At 61.0% G+C, this 16,341-nt stretch carries 12 protein-coding genes; 4 read left to right on the top strand and 8 right to left on the bottom strand.

Going from position 1 to position 16,341, the window contains the following annotated elements:
* Positions 1–35 precede the first annotated feature (35 nt).
* The 3 genes from P9L99_20775 to P9L99_20765 all read right to left on the bottom strand — a co-directional run bounded on the left by P9L99_20775 (position 36) and on the right by P9L99_20765 (position 5,151).
* A complete protein-coding gene (locus tag P9L99_20775; protein ID MDP8225807.1) occupies positions 36–1,505 on the bottom strand; it encodes an MraY family glycosyltransferase in 1,470 nt (489 codons plus the stop codon).
* A gap of 323 nt (positions 1,506–1,828) precedes the next feature.
* Positions 1,829–3,490: a capsule assembly Wzi family protein gene (locus P9L99_20770; GenBank protein MDP8225806.1), complete on the bottom strand. Its 1,662-nt coding sequence runs from the start codon at positions 3,488–3,490 to the stop codon at positions 1,829–1,831.
* Positions 3,491–3,510: 20 nt separating this feature from the next.
* Positions 3,511–5,151, bottom strand: a complete 1,641-nt coding sequence (locus tag P9L99_20765) for an SLBB domain-containing protein (protein MDP8225805.1) — start codon at positions 5,149–5,151, stop codon at positions 3,511–3,513.
* Between the two features lie 154 nt (positions 5,152–5,305).
* On the opposite strand from P9L99_20765, the gene P9L99_20760 reads away from it, so the two are divergent.
* Complete coding sequence (locus P9L99_20760) at positions 5,306–6,568, top strand: O-antigen ligase family protein (protein ID MDP8225804.1); 1,263 nt, start codon at positions 5,306–5,308, stop codon at positions 6,566–6,568.
* A gap of 17 nt (positions 6,569–6,585) precedes the next feature.
* On the opposite strand, the gene P9L99_20755 is transcribed toward P9L99_20760, so the two are convergent.
* Positions 6,586–7,785 carry a glycosyltransferase family 4 protein gene (locus P9L99_20755; GenBank protein ID MDP8225803.1) on the bottom strand — a complete coding sequence of 400 codons (1,200 nt, stop codon included), beginning with the start codon at positions 7,783–7,785 and terminating at the stop codon, positions 6,586–6,588.
* 157 nt (positions 7,786–7,942) lie between these two features.
* Here P9L99_20755 and P9L99_20750 point away from each other — a divergent pair, with 157 nt between their 5' ends.
* Positions 7,943–9,265: a lipopolysaccharide biosynthesis protein gene (locus P9L99_20750; protein ID MDP8225802.1), complete on the top strand. Its 1,323-nt coding sequence runs from the start codon at positions 7,943–7,945 to the stop codon at positions 9,263–9,265.
* Here the strand turns inward: P9L99_20750 and P9L99_20745 are convergent.
* Positions 9,262–10,497 carry a hypothetical protein gene (locus tag P9L99_20745; GenBank protein ID MDP8225801.1) on the bottom strand — a complete coding sequence of 412 codons (1,236 nt, stop codon included), beginning with the start codon at positions 10,495–10,497 and terminating at the stop codon, positions 9,262–9,264. The two genes, P9L99_20750 and P9L99_20745, sit on opposite strands and share 4 nt — an antisense overlap.
* A gap of 211 nt (positions 10,498–10,708) precedes the next feature.
* Between P9L99_20745 and P9L99_20740 the strand changes: the two genes are divergently transcribed.
* Entirely contained in the window at positions 10,709–11,908 is a 1,200-nt protein-coding gene (locus P9L99_20740) for a glycosyltransferase family 4 protein (protein ID MDP8225800.1), read from the top strand.
* Here P9L99_20740 and P9L99_20735 read toward each other — a convergent pair.
* Positions 11,894–13,009, bottom strand: a complete 1,116-nt coding sequence (locus P9L99_20735; protein MDP8225799.1) for a glycosyltransferase — start codon at positions 13,007–13,009, stop codon at positions 11,894–11,896. The genes P9L99_20740 and P9L99_20735 overlap by 15 nt on opposite strands.
* Before the next feature lie 153 nt (positions 13,010–13,162).
* On the opposite strand from P9L99_20735, the gene P9L99_20730 reads away from it, so the two are divergent.
* Entirely contained in the window at positions 13,163–13,576 is a 414-nt protein-coding gene (locus P9L99_20730; GenBank protein MDP8225798.1) for a hypothetical protein, read from the top strand.
* Between the two features lie 91 nt (positions 13,577–13,667).
* On the opposite strand, the gene icd is transcribed toward P9L99_20730, so the two are convergent.
* Both icd and P9L99_20720 read right to left on the bottom strand, forming a co-directional pair.
* Positions 13,668–14,939 carry an NADP-dependent isocitrate dehydrogenase gene (gene icd / locus P9L99_20725; protein MDP8225797.1) on the bottom strand — a complete coding sequence of 424 codons (1,272 nt, stop codon included), beginning with the start codon at positions 14,937–14,939 and terminating at the stop codon, positions 13,668–13,670.
* A gap of 4 nt (positions 14,940–14,943) precedes the next feature.
* The gene (locus tag P9L99_20720; GenBank protein ID MDP8225796.1) at positions 14,944–16,134 is read right to left on the bottom strand and encodes a citrate/2-methylcitrate synthase; all 1,191 of its coding nucleotides are present in this window, start codon (positions 16,132–16,134) and stop codon (positions 14,944–14,946) included.
* Positions 16,135–16,341: the final 207 nt, after the last annotated feature.

Genomic DNA, 16,341 nt, shown 5'->3' with positions numbered 1-16,341 from the left:
GTTAAGGTCGTGATGTTACGAAAAGTTAGAAGGAATTAGGCGGCGGGTTGTTTTTGTTGTTCCAGAACGATACAGCTCGAGGCCGCGAGGCCGTCGGCGAGTTGTTCGGTCAGCAATCGCTTTTCAAAAAGGCCATCCAACTGGCTCTTGACCCACCCGGCCTGTACGTGTCCCAAGACCTGCCCGTTGTGCCGAATCGGGAATACATCGTAGGTGAGTTCTTCGTTAACCCGGGCCAGATGATCGCTTCGCACCCATGAAAAAGTCGACTCGCCGCGGCCCGCCGTAAACGTGATGTTGAAGGAACTGCAACCCAGCATCGAAACCACGCTGAGCAGCATGTGATTGACTTCCCAGAGCGATTCGCTTTTCTCCAAATTCGTCACCAGTTTGGCCAAAGTGCCGCGCAGCCGGCGGTTATCGCCTCGGTGACGCAGCAGCCGATCCCGGACATACGCCGGGCTGAATAACACGTAAACACCTGAAATCCATACTAAAAAACCGACTGCGGCCGAAGCGCCCAACACGCCCAGCAAGTAGGTCCACCAGTGCCCGATCAACATCAACACGCTTGCCGCCGACAACACCGAGGTGGCCGTCCACAAAATCAGCACCGTCTTCGCCTGGTCCCCAATGCGTTGGTACACCCGGTGATGAATGTGGTCGCGATCGGCTCCAAACAGGCTCATACCGGCGATAAACCGCCGCGCCATCGCCGTACTGGTGTCGAGCAGCGGAATAAAAACCGGCAAGAGAAACGACGGTGTGGCGATGCCGCCGCCACTGGTCCGAAACGCGTGAATCACGCCGGCCGCGACGCAAACACCGATCAATAGCGACCCAGCGTCACCGAAGAATATCCGCGCCGGGTGAAAATTGAACGCGATAAACGCCACCAGGGCGATCATGATCACGAAAAGACCTTTGGCCAAATTCGGTTCGCCGGCCCGCGACAGCAAAAACACGCTTGCCGCCAGCGCCGCAAAAGAAATGCCCGCCGCCAAGCCGTCCAGACCGTCAACAAGATTCATCGCGTTGATGAGCCCGATGATGAACAGCACCGTCACCGGCGCCGCCATCCAACCCAGGTGAACAACGCCCAACGCGCCGAAATCGAAAGCCGTGATCACCGTACCGGTGCCGACCATGATTTCCGCAGCCAAAATTTGGAACATGAATTTCCAGCGGTGGTTTACGTGCCGGAAATCATCCACGACACCCAGCGCGAACAGCAGTACCGCCGCCGTGCCGATACCCAGATATACCGGTAAATTCCGGCTCCGCAGCAGGTCAAAATCGCTGAGCACGAATGCCACGACAGGAATTGCCGCCGCCATCGCAATCGCAATGCCGATGCCGCCCACCCGCGGTGTGTAAGCCGTGTGTACGTTGCGAATCGTTTGTTTGTCCGCGCAGCCTAGGGCATAGCCCACACGGGTAACAAAAGATAACGATAACAGAGAGATGAGGAACACCGTTGCAATCGCCAAACCCGTAATCAACATTGGTCGTTCCGGTCCTTCGAAATGTGTTCGCAAAATCAAAATGCCGGAACACTCAAAACCGAAAAACAACCTTCGATTCGAGTTATCCAGCAGATGCAATGTCCAATGGACTCAGGTTGGCACCGCGGAATATCCAATTTCCTTTACCACTGTGGATTTCACACCCTCAGCGTTAGTTCATACCTTACAGAGTCCATCGGACGTACAAGATTCAAGCTTTAGGAAGGATAGCACGTTTTGCGAAGGAAGGGCATTAAAATTTTTTACAATCAAGCACTTATTAGCTATTTCCTTACGTAAAGTGTAAGGTTTTGTTAAACACCTCAAAAACCAAAGGATGCGTGAGCCCATGCCGAGGCGCCGCCGCTCCATGGCTCGTCATATTCAGCAGGCCTGCTGCCAAGTAGGTCTTGCGCCCACATTTGCGTGCCGAATCGTAGGCGCATACCGAACGAAGCGATCCATTCCGCCTCCAAGCCGCCGCCGAAATCACGCTGCTCCCGTTGCACGTGCCGAAAGCGCCAGCGGTGAAACGCCGGAAGGAAGGAAAGCCGCCAAGCCGGCGTTACATGCCAGCGCAAACGCCCGTCGAAGGCTTGCGCGCCATAGCCGTACGGATGGCCGAGAACAAGTCCCTCGTATGTGTACCCATCCTTGTAGACATAGTGCGTATACCAGAATCCCCGCGCGTGGGTGTCGACCCATTCGCCCACGATATCCACCGGCCCGAAATCGAGCCGCACTCCCCACAGATGGGCCGGCATGGCCGGAATCGGCACGCGCAACCCGGCAATCGTGTTCCAGTCGACGGTTTCGGTGCCGTATTCCCACCACGCCTGCAGTTGCCGAAACCTCTTCCAAAGTCGGCGTACTTCCGGAATCGTTACCCGCGCGTCGAAACCGGCCAGTTGGTTGGTGTCGCCCTGCTTCCCATAGGTGTGTTCCGAGCGCCCTATCAGGACGTCATCCAGGTTTTCCAGGCCGGGCTTGCCGCTGCCGTCGCCCCCGAATTGGATGACGCGCGTAACGCCGATTTCCACCCGATCCAGGGGCATCAGCGTCATGCGGCCGCCGATGACGTACGGATTCGGGACGTGCCGATCCTCTTCCAGTTGCGCCAGAAAAGCGGTGAGCGACATCGGACCCAGGACGCGAAAAACCCACGGCAAGCGGAACGCTTGATGCGATTGCAGCTTAACCAGATCCAGCGGCGGCGCATTGTCCGAGAGCATCAGCGCGCCGTACTGTCCCGGTCCCCACCAAAGACTGTCTCGGCCGACCGACGCCGCGACGTTGAACCACTGCAGCTTGGCGTAAGCGATGTCCATGTCGAGTTCTTGCACGTCATCCTGATGCGACGAGTCGGCGAAGGCTCCGGCAAACTCGATTTGCGGGCGCGCGAAAAGCGCCAAGTGATCTTCCAATTCCAGGGCGGCGTCGAAATAGACCACGCCGCTGAACGCACCGTAGTCGGTCGTTGGCGGCCGCTCGAAAGTCTCGTCGCGGTTGCGCAAGCCGGTGACGGGGTCGGTCAACTCTTGGTCGAAGGGGAACTGCTGCAAAAACCGACTTTGCGTGCGCGAGGCGCCGGTCGCGAGCGCCGCTTGCTGTAGCGGTGCAAAACGCGTGTCGAAATGGTCGCGATTTCCCTCCGCCCGCCGGTACGCGATATCCTTCGCCAATCGCCGCGCCAACCGCTCGTGAATAGCGGCGAACAGCGGGTCGGCGTGAAGTTGCGAAAAGTCTTTCCGATCTTCGATGGCGATGACGATACCCGCCGCCTCCAGCCGCGAGATCGGCAACGTGGCCAGGTTCGCCGTGTGCCCCGCCAGGGCCATCAGCTTCTGCAGGTCGTCATAAAGAGGGTCGTGCAACGGCACGTTGGTCAGGCCCACGCCCAGGGCGGCCGGCGCCGCGGCGAGTACGATCGCCCCCGCGAGTATCCACTTCATCCAGCGGCGCGTGATGGGTCTTGGATGGTTCAAAGCGTTGAACGCTCCGGCGTTCAATTATTTTCGATTGTGTAGATGACGGCAAAGCCCGAGAGCACCAGCGCGGCGGTGCCTGTGAGGATCGTCCAGTAGTCCTGCCAGAATTTGAACGTTTGTTCTTTTACGTAAATGGTGTCACCCGGTTGCGGGATGGTGTTCAAGTCCAAATCTTCGCGGGTGCCGTCGCGGTGTACGATCTCCGAACGCCGCATCGAGGCGCGCGTCGTGATTCCGCCGGCCAGGCCGACGTAGTGACGCGCGGCGTAGAACGGCACGTAGGGCATCGGTCCGGGGGAGACGACTTCGCCGCCGACGAACACTTTGTTTTCCAAGGTCGGCACGATGACGAAATCGCCGGCCTGCAGCGCCTTATTTTCGGAAAAATCGCGGTCGATCAAGATGCGCGTCAAATTCACGGGAATCGTCTCGTACGTACCGCCGTCGACCCGCCGGCGAATAAAAGCGTGGTCGGTGTCGGCGAAGGGCGTCACGCCTCCGGCGCGCTGAATGACGCTGTAAGCGGTTTCGCCTTCAACGAAGGGGTACACGCCGAAATGCTCGGGATTTTGGCCTTCTCCCACCGCACCGTTAACCGCCGGCGCCGGGCCGCCGTTTGCTGGTCCCGCGTGGGTTGCGGCGCCGGACAGTTCAGTTCGCGACACTGTCGATTCGATGTCCCACCGACCGCTGCCCTTCACCGCGCCCTGCACGCGGATCACTTTTTGGTAACGATCCAGCGTGGGCACGAAGATGCGGTCTTTGTCGAAAAGTTCGACACCGCCCGCGGCCATGCCGTCGATCGTGACCCGGCGCAGTTGGAATTGTGTCGAGTCCACGCGGTTGATGATTTCAATTTCGTCGCTCCGGCTCACGGCGTCGCTGAGGCCGGCGGCGTGAGTCTCGACGAGCTTTTTCAAATCGTCGCCCGGGGCCAGTTCGTATCGACCGGGCATTTTCACAGCGCCCGAGACGTCGACCAGCCGCTCCACCGGTGGGAATCTCACCAAGTCGCCGTCCAGCAGCGTGAAGTCTTTTTCGGCGCTCCAGTCGCGGACGATTTGGAGCAGGTCGACCAAGGCGTGCTGACGGCCGTCGCGCCATACTTCCACGAAGCGCTGCGAACCCAAGGGGTTGGGCCCGCCGGAGGCTGTCACGAATTTGGAGATGCGCGTCAGCGCCGTGGCCTTGTGTTCGCCCGGCCGCCTCGCGTGGCCGGCCACGTACACGATGAAGGTGCGCGCGCGGTGGAGCGATATGTCGAAGGTGACGCCGGGGTACACGGAGGCGATGCGCCAACTGATTCGTTTTTTCGCGTCACGCAGGCTCGCGCCGGCCAGGTCGCCGACCTTGCCGATGGTGGGCACGAACAGCTCGCCCTCGACATTGATCGGCGCCAGGGCGCTTAGTTCTTTTTGGCCCCACACTTGAATCGAGAACACATCGCCCACGCCGCAGAAATACTGATCGGGATCGATGGGACCGGCAACGGGAAACACTTCGAGCCATTGCGCTGCGTCGGCAGTTGCGTCCTTATCTTCCGTCTGGGTCGTCGCAGAAGTATCCACGGCCCATGCCGCGGGCGGCGCAATCACGCCCACCACGAGAACGAGGCAAAACAACTGGAAAAATCGACTGTAATTCCGCGAAATTGGCAACAGATCAGCCCTCCGTCCGCCCGTAGTATATCGATTTTTCGGAAAAAATCGAATCAAACTCAAGCAAACATAAATGGAAGTTGTGACCACGCGCAAGCTCAGGTAAAAGGAGAAGCCGTCCGAAAACTTGTTGTTTTTCCGCAAGGAGCGCCCTTTGAGCGAATCCCGCGCCGCTTACCCACCGCCGCGCCCATGGCATCTGCACGCACTGTTGGGTGTCGTATTCGCCGGAGACGCCCTGGTGTGGCAGGTGATCTACTTCGGCACCGGCGCGACAATCCGCATCGGCTGGATTTCGTTTCTGGCCATCGTCGTGCTCGTGGCGTTGCTCGCGTTGCGGCGCGACTTCGCGCGGTTAGATCGCCGCGTGCTCTTTTTGCAGGGGCTGCTCGTGCTCTACGCGCTGACCGGTTTGTGCGTCGCGTTTTTCCGCACCGGCGAGGTAACCGGTTACGCACTCTGGAAAACAACCGGCTTGCTCATCAAGGGAGTGGCGGGCATCTGGGTGATGCACCAGATGATGCGGACCTGGACCGATCTGCGGCGCGCGATCGTCGTCTTGCTGCTGTTCGGCCTTTGGGTGTGCTTGCCGAGCCTGCCCGAAATCGCGGCGGGCGACTTGCACAAGGTCATCTACTTTCACAAAGAAATTTGGCCTCGCGGCGTGTTGGGCATGCCCCTGCTCAACGGCTTCCACCTGAGCAACCGTCTCTCGCCGCTGATCTTGATGCCGATATTCGTATTGTTGCATCGCGACCGCTTTCCGCTGCCGCGGTGGCTTTCGGGGCTGTTGGCGTTGGCGGCGATCATGCTGTTTCCGTTGATCGTGTTTCTTTCCGGATCACGCACGGACTTGGCGGCGATGGTCGGCGTTATCGTGTTTTGGCAGGTCAGGCAGGGCCGATTGCGCCGCCTGGCGCTCGTCGCGTTGCTCGCGGCGATTGTGCTGGTGGGGTTTTCGCTGGCCGGAACCGGCGATTCCCAGGCGTTGGAGCGAGCCGAGACGTTGATGAGCGTTCAGTCGGTGCTGGGTGACAAGAGTTTCGCCGAGCGGCTGACGGCGTGGCGCGCCTCGACGAACATCTTTCTGGAGCATCCGTTCTTCGGCGTCGGATTCGGCGAGTTCGGCTACTTTTTAGGCTACGGCCGCGGGGCGCGAATCTATCCGCACAATATATTCTTCGAGTACGTGGTGGATATCGGGCTGCTGGGGCCGATCATCGCGGCGCTGTTGGTAACGCTTCCCTTCGCGGTGTTTTGGCGGCGCAATGACGACCTTTCGCTGGTCTTCGTCGGCTTTTTTCTCGCGGCGTTCGTGACGGCGAATTTCACCGGCGACGCCGTAAACTTCCACCGCCTGTACATGGCGGCCGGCTTAATTCCGCTGCTTGCCAATCCGCCGCCGGATGAACCCTAAACGATTTTTCGGAAGAGTCAGGCCTTGTTCGGCATCCGTACTTCCGGCCCGAACACCGGCGGGGCGGGGGGAACCGAGCGGATTTCGGAATCGGGCGCCTCGATCAACGCTTCCAGGATCGGCCGGATCTTCGCCTCCCAAGCCGCCAGCGTGAACGAGCAGTGGGCCACTTCATGAGCGGCCGCGCCGAGCCGGGCGCGCAAGTCGTGATCGGCGATCAGACGCTCGAGGGCGTCGGTCAAGTCCGGCACCGCCGGATCGATCAACAGGCCGTTGAAACCGTCGATGACCAGGTTGCCCAGGCCGCCGATGTGCGTGCTGACGATCGCCGAGCCGTGATACATCGCTTCGATGCACGAGAGCGACGTGCCCTCGGAAAAGAGCGTCGGCACAACGGTGATGTCCGCCGCGCGGTACACCTCGCCCATGCGTTCGAAGGGCAGGGATTCGACGCGTACCTGGTCGCTGGGTGCGGGCACGCCGTGGTCGTTGAGGTAGGTCAGCAGGCGGTCGGTCTCCCACCCGTCGCCGACCACGTACCAAAAACGCAGGCGGGGATATTTCTTGGCGAGCGCGGCGTGCGTCACGGCCATCAAGGAGTAGCCCCGCCGGAGCTGCGTGCGGCGCGGAAAGGCGATCAGCAGGTCGTCACGCGCTTCATGGACGTGCGGCTCGACCTGCCCGAAGTGCTCGGTGTCGGCCCAGTTGGGGATGTACAGCAGCCGCCGCAATCCGGGGCCGTCGACGTATGCCGTGCGGTAAAAGTTGATGTAATTGGTATCCACGCAAATCGTGCGGTACGTGCGCTCGGCTATCCACCGATTCTGAAACTCGAAATAGCGCCGTTTCCACCACGGCGCCTCCCCGTCCCAAAAGATGCCGTGCTGGATACCCACCGCCCGCCGGCGGCAGAACGGGAAACCCAACTCCATCGAGGCGTACACGACCGGCGCGCCGGGCGGGATGAGGCGGTTGACCTTCCAATTGAATCCGTAGTTGCCCGACGCCCGCACGTTGCCCGCCACGCCCACGACCTTGCTGCGCTCCAGCAACGGCCGCTCGAAGGGCGTCGTCGCCTTTTGCAGCACGACCGCCTCGTGCCCTTGCTCCTCGGCCAGCCGCGCGATGTTGTAGACGTAACGCTTCAGGCCGCCTTGTACGACGGCCCCGCCTTCGTAGTCCAAAAATCGCAGCGCGACGATGTACAGCGTGCTCACGGTATCGCTTCTCCGGATGTGAATTAACCAAGCCACGAGGCACGATGTGGTGACGCGCCTCGTGACTTGCGATTTCGCCTGGATCATAGGCAACGCTTCGGGCTCGGACAAGGGCGCGGCTTGACCCGCGGTCCGCCGCCGTCGATATTGTCGGGCAATGCAACCGGAAAACCCCGAACAAACACCCGCACCGCGCGGCCTACAAGGCTTAATCGCAGGTTGGCTGCGCGGGTCGGTCGTGCGCGACTTCCTGCGCGTGATGTTTGGACATTTCGCCGGACGTGCCGGGTTGGCGCTGTCGATGATCCTCATCGCGCGGTGGCTGCCGGAGGCCGAATACGGCAAGTTCATCATCGGCTACGGCTTCATGATGTTTTTCGCCAACGTCTGGAGCGGTTTCTACCAGGGGCTGATTCGCCAGCTATCCGAATTGACCGGCGCGGGCGAGCAGGGGCGCGCCGAGGGCCTTTTCTGGGCGGCGTTTCGCTTTCAGACGCTCGTCCTGACCGCCTTGCTGGTCGGCGTGCTGGTGTTCGCGCAATACGTGGCGCTCGGTTTGTACGGCAACCCGGAATTGGCCACGGCCGTGCGCTTTGGCGCGCTGGCCGGCTTCCTCGCCGCTTGGACGCAGCTTTTCGCGATTCACTACCAGACCAGCCTGCGATTCAATCGTTATGCGCTGATTTTGAACCTGCGTTACGCGGTGATTACCGTGGGCGTGGTGGCGGCCGGCGTCTCCCCATGGTTCAACCTTTACGTCGCGTTGGGGTTGATCGTCGTGGCGGGTCTCGCCCCGGCGGCCATCGCCATGTTCGACGTGCGCCGACTGGGTCGCGGCATCGAGCGCGTGGGTCTCGGCGGTCGCATCACGCAGATCGTCACCGAGCAGGTGCTGGTGATCATCTACTTCTTGTTGATCTGGCTGGGCCTCGAAATCCCGATGATGCTCGTCAGCCACATCGAGGGCGATCTGGAAACGGTCGGCACCTTCGGCATCGCGTGGCGGATTTTTCAGATCTCCTTCATGGTGCTCTCGGCGGTGTATCACGTGCTGATCCCGCGCCTCTCGCGCGACCGCGAATTCGCCTACCAGCGCCACGTGTTCAAGCGCTGGCTCACCTGGACGCCGGTTCCCGCGGCGCTGTTCGCGCTTGTGTTCTGGGTGACGATGCCCCTGGTGATACCTTGGCTCTTTGCCGGGAAGTACGACGCCGCGATCCCGCTCGTGCAGATCTTCGGCGTGCTGATCGGGTATAACTTCGTGCTCAATCCGCTTTTCATGTTGTTGGCGCAGAAGGATTTCGGCTGGCTGGTCGGTTGCGGGGTTTGGTTTTTCCTGGCCAACGCGGTGGGGGGGTATTTCCTGATCAGCGCCTTCGGCTTCATCGGGGCGGGGTTCTCGGTGGCCATCGCCTACCAGTCGAATTTGATCGGTGTGGTGCGAAGCTGGCGTAACATTCAGCGGCGGACGGCGGCTTAATCCGGTCGTGCTTCGCTCAGCGAATCTTTCACCCAATCCATGACGGGCCGGTAGTACTCGCGGAAAAACGCGACGGCCAGCGCGGCCAGCACACCGATCAAGCAGCCGAATATCATCGTGATGGATATCCGCGGTTTGAGCTTTCGGATTGGTCGCTTGGGGCGGTCGATCACGATAAACGACAGGTCCGCTTTTAACTCTTTGAGCTTGGCGAATTCGAACTCGGCTTGCAGCAGACCGTAGAGCTTGTTGAGCACCATGATGTCGCGTTGCAGTTCGTTGAAGGTTTGCAGCAGGTCGGGCATGGTCTCCAGATTGGGTAACAACGTGGCGCCGCCGTCGCGTTGCGCGAGGCGCAGTTCGTCGATTTTCTCGCGGATCACGTCGTTGCGATCCTGCAGCATCTTGATTTGCGGGTGGCTGGCCGCGGCGTACTTGGCCAGGATGCCCATCTTGATTTCATTGGCCGCCCGCTCGGCTTCCAGAGTCGTGAGCAATTCCAAGGTCTTGGCGATCTGTTCCTCGGGCACGTAGATCTGATGCTTGATTTGAAACCGCTTAAGCTTGTCCACGGCGTCGCCCAGCTCGGCATCGACACTGGTTAGGCGCGTGGTGATAAAACGACGCGTTTCCGAGGCGCGGGCGTTAATCTTTTGGCTCAGCGCTTTCTGCAGGTTCGTCAGGGTCGATTCCGCCACCGCCACGGCCGCGTCGCGGTCGGGCATCACGGCGCGAACCACGAGCTTGCCCATCACCTTGTCCTGTTCGGAAAACAACACTTGCTCGCGAAAGTGTCGCGCGGCTTTTTCCATGTTGGGTTCAAAGCCCTCGGACCATTCCTTTTTTTCCGCGTCCCACTCGTCTTCGTAGAAATAGCGCTGCAGGTAGTCGGTATCGGCGATGACCATCTCAGCCAGATCGCGACTACGCAGGATGTTCAGGATTTTCAGATTGAGTACGTCGCCCTGGCCCGAAAGCGAGGCCAACGCCGAGATCGGCATGACGTCGGTTTGGCTCAGCATGTTCAAACTGTTGTCTTGTTGCGCCATGACAACCGCGGAGGAGGCGTAGTAGCGCGGGCCGAACAGGGCGTACGCGAGGCTGACAACAAACACCACGCCGAACACCACGCCCACCGGTTTGCGGTGCCGTCCCAGCAATTGCAGCAGCCGGCGCACGTAGTCCAGGGCGGTCGGTGCGGTCGGTGCGGTCGCGGCGTGCGGCTGGGTCATGATTCGTCTCTGCCTTTCAATCGCGGAAAACACTTGAGTGTGCCCACGTATAAATCGCTTTTCGGCTCGCGACAAGTCCGGCATGAGCCGAAACGCTCACGCAGTGATCGGATCGCCGCGCACGAGGCGGTTGATCAAGAGCGCCGGCTCGACGACGATAGGGCGATGTTTGATACTCCCGACGCGTTGCTTCAACAAACCGGAAGGGCTCATGTCGTCACAACCTGACACACGCCGCGTGATCTGCTTCCTCAACCCCATCGGCCGAATCGGCGGGGCCGAGCGCAGCTTGCTGGACTTGATCGGCGCCTTGCCCGACGAGCGTTACCGCAAGGTGCTCATCGCTCCGTACGAGGGGCCGCTGACCGAGGAAATGCGGGCGCTGGGCGGCAAGGTGCATATCGTTCCTTATCCCGATTCGCTGCTGAAAGCCGGGCGCAACGCTCCGTGGCGGGTCGTCGTGATGGCTTTGTTTGCGCCCTTTTTACTCGTGCCGTTGCTTTGTCGTATAGGGCGAATTCTGCGCGCCGAAAAGGCCGACATCCTGCACGCCAACGGCGTCAAGCCGCATTTCATCTCGGCGCTGCTGGCTCCCTTCGTGTCGGTGTCGATCGTGTGGCATTGGCGGGACTTTTCGGCGAAGCGCGCGATCTGGCCGTTGTACCGATGGCTGGCACGGCGCGTACCGAAAAGAATCATTGCCGTTTCCGAAGCCGTAGCCGCGGAACTGCGGCCGCATCTGCGAAACGTGGTGGTCGTCTACAACGGCATGAACATCGCGAAGTACCAATCCGCCGGGCGACCCGCGCGCGAGGACCACGACGATTTTTTGGTCGGCATTTGCGGCATCTTGACGCCGTGGAAGGGGCACGAAGTGTTGCTGGAGGCCGTCGCCCGGCTCAAGGAGCGCGGCAGCAAGTTGCGGGTTTGGGTCGTCGGCGACGAAATCTACGACACCGCGGGGCACGGCAACTGGCGCGACCACTTGGAGGACATGAGCCGGAAACTCGGCGTCGAGGATACGGTTGAGTTTCTAGGGTACCGAAAAGACATGCCGGCGATCTTGCAGCGCCTGGATGTGCTCGTGCAGCCCTCCACCCAACCCGAGACTTTCGGGCGCACCGTCGCCGAGGGTTTGGCGGCCGGGTGCGCGGTCGTGCTTTCACGCATCGGCGGCATGCCGGAGATCGCCCGCCACGAGCAAGAGGGCCTGCAGGTCGAGCCGGGTAACGCCGAAGAACTCGCCGAGGCCATCGAGCGATACAGGCAAGACCCCGCGTTGCGCAAGCGCCTGGCCGAGGCCGGGCAGCGCCGCATCGAAGAGCACTTTTCCCTCGCCGCCACGTCCCGTCAGGTGATGGAATTGTACGACACGCTGGCGCCGCCGGCCCCGGTGTCAGCCGATGCCTAGCAGCTCTTCGTAGAGCCGCAGGTAGTCGCCCGCCAATTTGTTTTCGTCGAAAAGCTCGGCGACCCGCCGCGATCCCGCCGCCCCGTACGCCGCCAGCGTTACGTCGTCAAAGATCATTTCCCGCAGCGCCGCGGCCAAGGCGTCGGGATCCTTCGGCGCGACAACACGGCCGGTCACGCCGTCCACGTTCACGTACGGCACGCCCGAAGGTAGGTTGGTGCAGATCACCGGCGTACCGGCGACCATGGCCTCGAGTTGCACGACACCGAAGGCTTCGCTGGGTTCGACCGAAGGTAGAACGAACAGCGTGGCGGTTTTGTAGAGACTGCGAATCCGCTCCGGCGATACGCTACCGAGGAATCTGACACGTTCGGTAACGTCGCATTCGGCGGCGAGGCTCTTGAGTTCCGCTTCCTTTTCGCCCCGCCCGACGATGGCCGCGCGCGCCTCCGGCACTTTCGCCAGCGCCCGCAGCAACACGTCGACGCCCTTGTAATAAACCAACCGCCCCACGAAAAGCAGCAGCGGTTTGTCGCGCCAAGCGTCCGGCAGGGCTTCGTCCCAAGTCGCCGGAGCGTTTTGGTAGGGCGCCGGGTCGATGCCGTAATGAATAACCCGGCACTTGTCGCGGAATTCCGGCAGGATGTTCGAGAATTCGATGTGCCGCGGCGTGGCGGCCAGGATCGCGGCGCATTTCCGGTAGTATCGCCGGTTGACCGCATCGGCGGGCAGTCGCAGAAGCCGCTGGCGTACTACGTCGCTGTGGTGATGCGCGACCCACGGCACGCGCGGCCCGTCCCGCAGCAGTCGCCACGCGGCCAGCGGATTGGGCATGTGGGTGTGGATGAGGTCGGGTTGCAGTTCGGCGAGCATTTGCGTGGCGCCCGGATTGATCGGCTGCGAGCGAATCAGGATGGTGCGCGGCAGGCGGATTACGCGCACGCCGTCGATTGTCTCGTCGAGACGATCCGGACCGTCGTTGGACACCAGCGCCGTGACCTGCACGCCTTTTTGGGCCAGGTGTCGGCAGATCGACTCCGTGACGTTTTCGATGCCGCCGCGATATGGCGGGTAGTATTTGCCGAAATGCACGATGTGCATGGTGTCGCCTCGTGGGTGATGTGGCTGCGTGTTCGCTGGCACGATGCCAAAGGCCGCCGCGAGCGTCAATTCCCATTGACGCGATCGCCTGCGGGTGACTATGTTGGATGACGTTCGAAATCCATCAACCCTTGGACCCGTGAGGATGTCGTCATGAATTCCATTGAGATGATGAAATGTTTGCTTTCCAACGACGAATCAGCCGGCGACGGCGGCAACGTGCGCTACATCCCGGTCGATATTTTCGACATGTGGCGCTTTCTCATGGAGCGTGTTCACGGGTTGCAGGTCAATGACGCGCTGATCTCGATGTGGGTGCCCGAAGAGGAATTCGACACCGCCGAGCATGGCGAAAAAAAGGATGCGGTGGTTGAAGTGCAGTTCCGGTACATGGATATCGGCGAAGTGGGCCGCACCGTCACGCGTTATTTCCCGGAAGACGATTTCGACGGCATCTTCGGAACTTTCCGCCGCCATTTTCCGGACGATGACCGGATGAAGGAACTCAAACGCCGCCGTGGCTTTTTCCTGGCCGGCGCCATCGCGCGAAGCCTCGACCTGACCTAAACCGAAACGCCGCGGGCATAGCTGATGCGATAACTTCCCCAGAAACTCGGCTTCGCTCCGCGCTTCGATGAGTCCCTGTTGGTCGCGGTTGTCAGCTTCCCGGGTTGCGGATCTCGGCCAGCAGCGCGTTCTTGAATTCCTGCGTTGATAAGGGCACCACGTTCGGCAGCCAACACGCGACGTCCGCCGTCACATAGCCCTTGCCCACGACCGACCTGATCGCTTCCCACACCAGCGCCGCCGCTTCATCCCAGCCCAGGTAACGCAATAGCTCGCGGCCGGTGAGAATCAGCGACGATGGATTCGCCACGTCCTGGCATGCAATGTCCGGCGCCGTGCCGTGCACCGCCTCAAAAAGCGCCAGACCGTCGCCCAGGTTCGCCCCCGCCGCGAAACCAAGCCCGCCGATCAACGCCGCCGCGGCGTCGGATAAGTAGTCGCCGTTCAGGTTCGTGGTGGCCACGACGTCGTGCTCTTCCGGGTGCAGAATCAAGTCCTGAAACATCGCGTCGGCAATGCGTTCCTTGACCAGCACCTTGCCCGCGGGCACTTGCCCGAAATGCGCCGCTTCGCACTCTTCGAGCGTGATGACGCGGTCGCCGAACTCACGCTCAGCCAGTTCCTTACCCCAAGTGAGAAAGCCGCCCTCGGTGAACTTCATGATGTTGCCCTTGTGCACCAGCGTCACCGATTTGCGGCCGTGGTCGAGGGCGAATTGAATCGCGGCGCGCACGAGGCGCTCGCTGGCCCGCTGCGTGATGGGCTTAATACCGATGGCCGCCGCGTCCGACAAGCCGCATCCGGGCATCCACTTGGTGTTGATCAGCTCGATAATTTCCCGCGCTTCGGGTGTGCCGTCGGCCCACTCGATCCCCGCGTACACGTCCTCGGTGTTCTCGCGGAAAATCACCAGGTCGACGCGTTCCGGATTCTTCAGCGGCGAGGGCAGGCCGGGGATGAACTGCACGGGCCGCACGTTGGCGTAGAGGTCCAGCCGCTGCCGTAGCGCCACGTTGCACGAGCGGATGCCGCCGCCGACCGGCGTGGTCAGTGGCCCCTTGATGGCGACCTTGAAGTGACGAATCGCCGCAAAGGTGTCTTCCGGCAAGACGTGCCCTTCGCCGTATTTTTCGATTGCCGCATGACCGGCGAAAATTTCGAACCACGCGACGCGCCGCTTGCCGCCGTACGCTGCCTCAACCGCCGCGTCGAGCACTTCGCGCGTGGCTTCCCAAATTTCAGGACCGATGCCGTCGCCTTCGATGTACGGCACGACGGGATCGTCGGGAGTGACCACGTCGCCGTCTTGGCCAACCTGTACGATATGCCCCGTCGGCGGCGTCAGCTTGTCGAACTCTGGCACCGCGTTATCTCCGATCCAGGGGTAGGTACGGGCGGTTGTGGTCGCCGATGTACTCCTGCGCCGGACGGAAGATACGGTTCGCACTCACTTGCTCGACCCAATGGGCGCACCACCCGGCCGTGCGCGCCATGGCGAACACGCAGGTGAACAGGTCCATCGGCACGCCGAGCATTTCCAGCACGATGCCGGAATAAAAATCGACGTTCGGGTACAATTTCTTCTCCGCGAAACGTTCGGTGACCACTTCCTCGAGTTTCAACGCGGTTTCGTACAGCGAACGCCACTCTTCCCCGTTCTGGATTTCCAAAAGCCGCGGAATGAATTCCTGCATGAGCTGCGCCCGGGGGTCTTTGACCTTATAGATGCGATGCCCGATGCCCATGATCTTGTTGTTCGTCTCAATCATCTCGTCGACGAATCGGTCCACGTTGTGCGGTTTGCCGATGGAGTACAGCATACGCAGCACGCGCTCGTTGGCCCCGCCGTGCAGCGGCCCGGAAAGCGCGCCCACAGCGCCGCTGATCGACGAGTATGGGTTGCCAAGCGTCGAGGCGATGACCCGGCACGTAAACGTGCTGGCGTTGATCGTGTGCTCGGCGTGCATGATCAGCAGCTTGTCGAAAACCTCGGCCGCGACCGGATGCGGCTTCTCGCCCGTGAGCATGTACAGAAAGTTTTCCGCATGGGTGAGTTTCGTGTTCGCCGGCAGGGGCTCTTCACCGTTGCGGGCGCGGTCGAAGGCGGCTAGGAGCGCCGGCACGCGGGCGATGATGCCGATGCTGCGGCGGATATTGTGGCGCTGGGAGCCGATTTCGTCGGCGAAATAGTCTTCCCCGGCCAGCAGCGTCAGACCCGACTGGAGCGCGACCATGGGGTGCATGCCGACGGGAAATTTGGCGATCGTTTCCCGCACGCTTTGCGGTAGCGTGCGCGATTTGGCCATTAGCGTCGTAAACTGGCGCAATTCGCGGTCGTTGGGCAAGTGATTGTAAAGTAACAGAAAACAGGTTTCCTCGAAGGTGCTGTGTGCCACGAGATCCGTGATGGGCGTGCCGCGGTATTCGAGCAATCCCTTTTGTCCGTCCACGAAGCTGATTGCCGAACGCGTGGCGATAACGCCCTCCAATCCCGGCCGGAAATCGACCGTGTCCTCCGGTGGCTCCGCTTGTTCACTAGGAATAATCTTGTCACTCATAAATCAACCTTTCACGCCGGGCGCGAGTTGCCGAAGCAAAATTGTGGTGTGTTGTTCGGATACGCAAATACAATTACTTCCAAAAATATAATAAGGAACCATTGCCTCCGCAAATGGCGCCTTGATTTTTCCTGAATCGGCCGCCTGCCGACCCGACGATAAGGATCTCGTGTGGTTGCGCTACAAGGTGTTGAAAGCGACCTGACG

The organism is Candidatus Lernaella stagnicola (assembly GCA_030765525.1).
Lineage (GTDB): Bacteria > Lernaellota > Lernaellaia > Lernaellales > Lernaellaceae > Lernaella > Lernaella stagnicola.
Note: the sequence above shows the minus strand (reverse complement) of the source record. Positions and strands in the feature narration are given on the sequence as shown.

Coding starts and splice junctions, on each gene's coding strand:
- P9L99_20730 (MDP8225798.1), top strand. CDS start 13,163: ATGAATTCCATTGAGATGATGAAATGTTTGCTTTCCAACGACGAATCA.
- P9L99_20750 (MDP8225802.1), top strand. CDS start 7,943: ATGCAACCGGAAAACCCCGAACAAACACCCGCACCGCGCGGCCTACAA.
- P9L99_20720 (MDP8225796.1), bottom strand. CDS start 16,134: ATGAGTGACAAGATTATTCCTAGTGAACAAGCGGAGCCACCGGAGGAC.
- P9L99_20735 (MDP8225799.1), bottom strand. CDS start 13,009: ATGCACATCGTGCATTTCGGCAAATACTACCCGCCATATCGCGGCGGC.
- P9L99_20775 (MDP8225807.1), bottom strand. CDS start 1,505: ATGTTGATTACGGGTTTGGCGATTGCAACGGTGTTCCTCATCTCTCTG.
- P9L99_20745 (MDP8225801.1), bottom strand. CDS start 10,497: ATGACCCAGCCGCACGCCGCGACCGCACCGACCGCACCGACCGCCCTG.
- P9L99_20740 (MDP8225800.1), top strand. CDS start 10,709: ATGTCGTCACAACCTGACACACGCCGCGTGATCTGCTTCCTCAACCCC.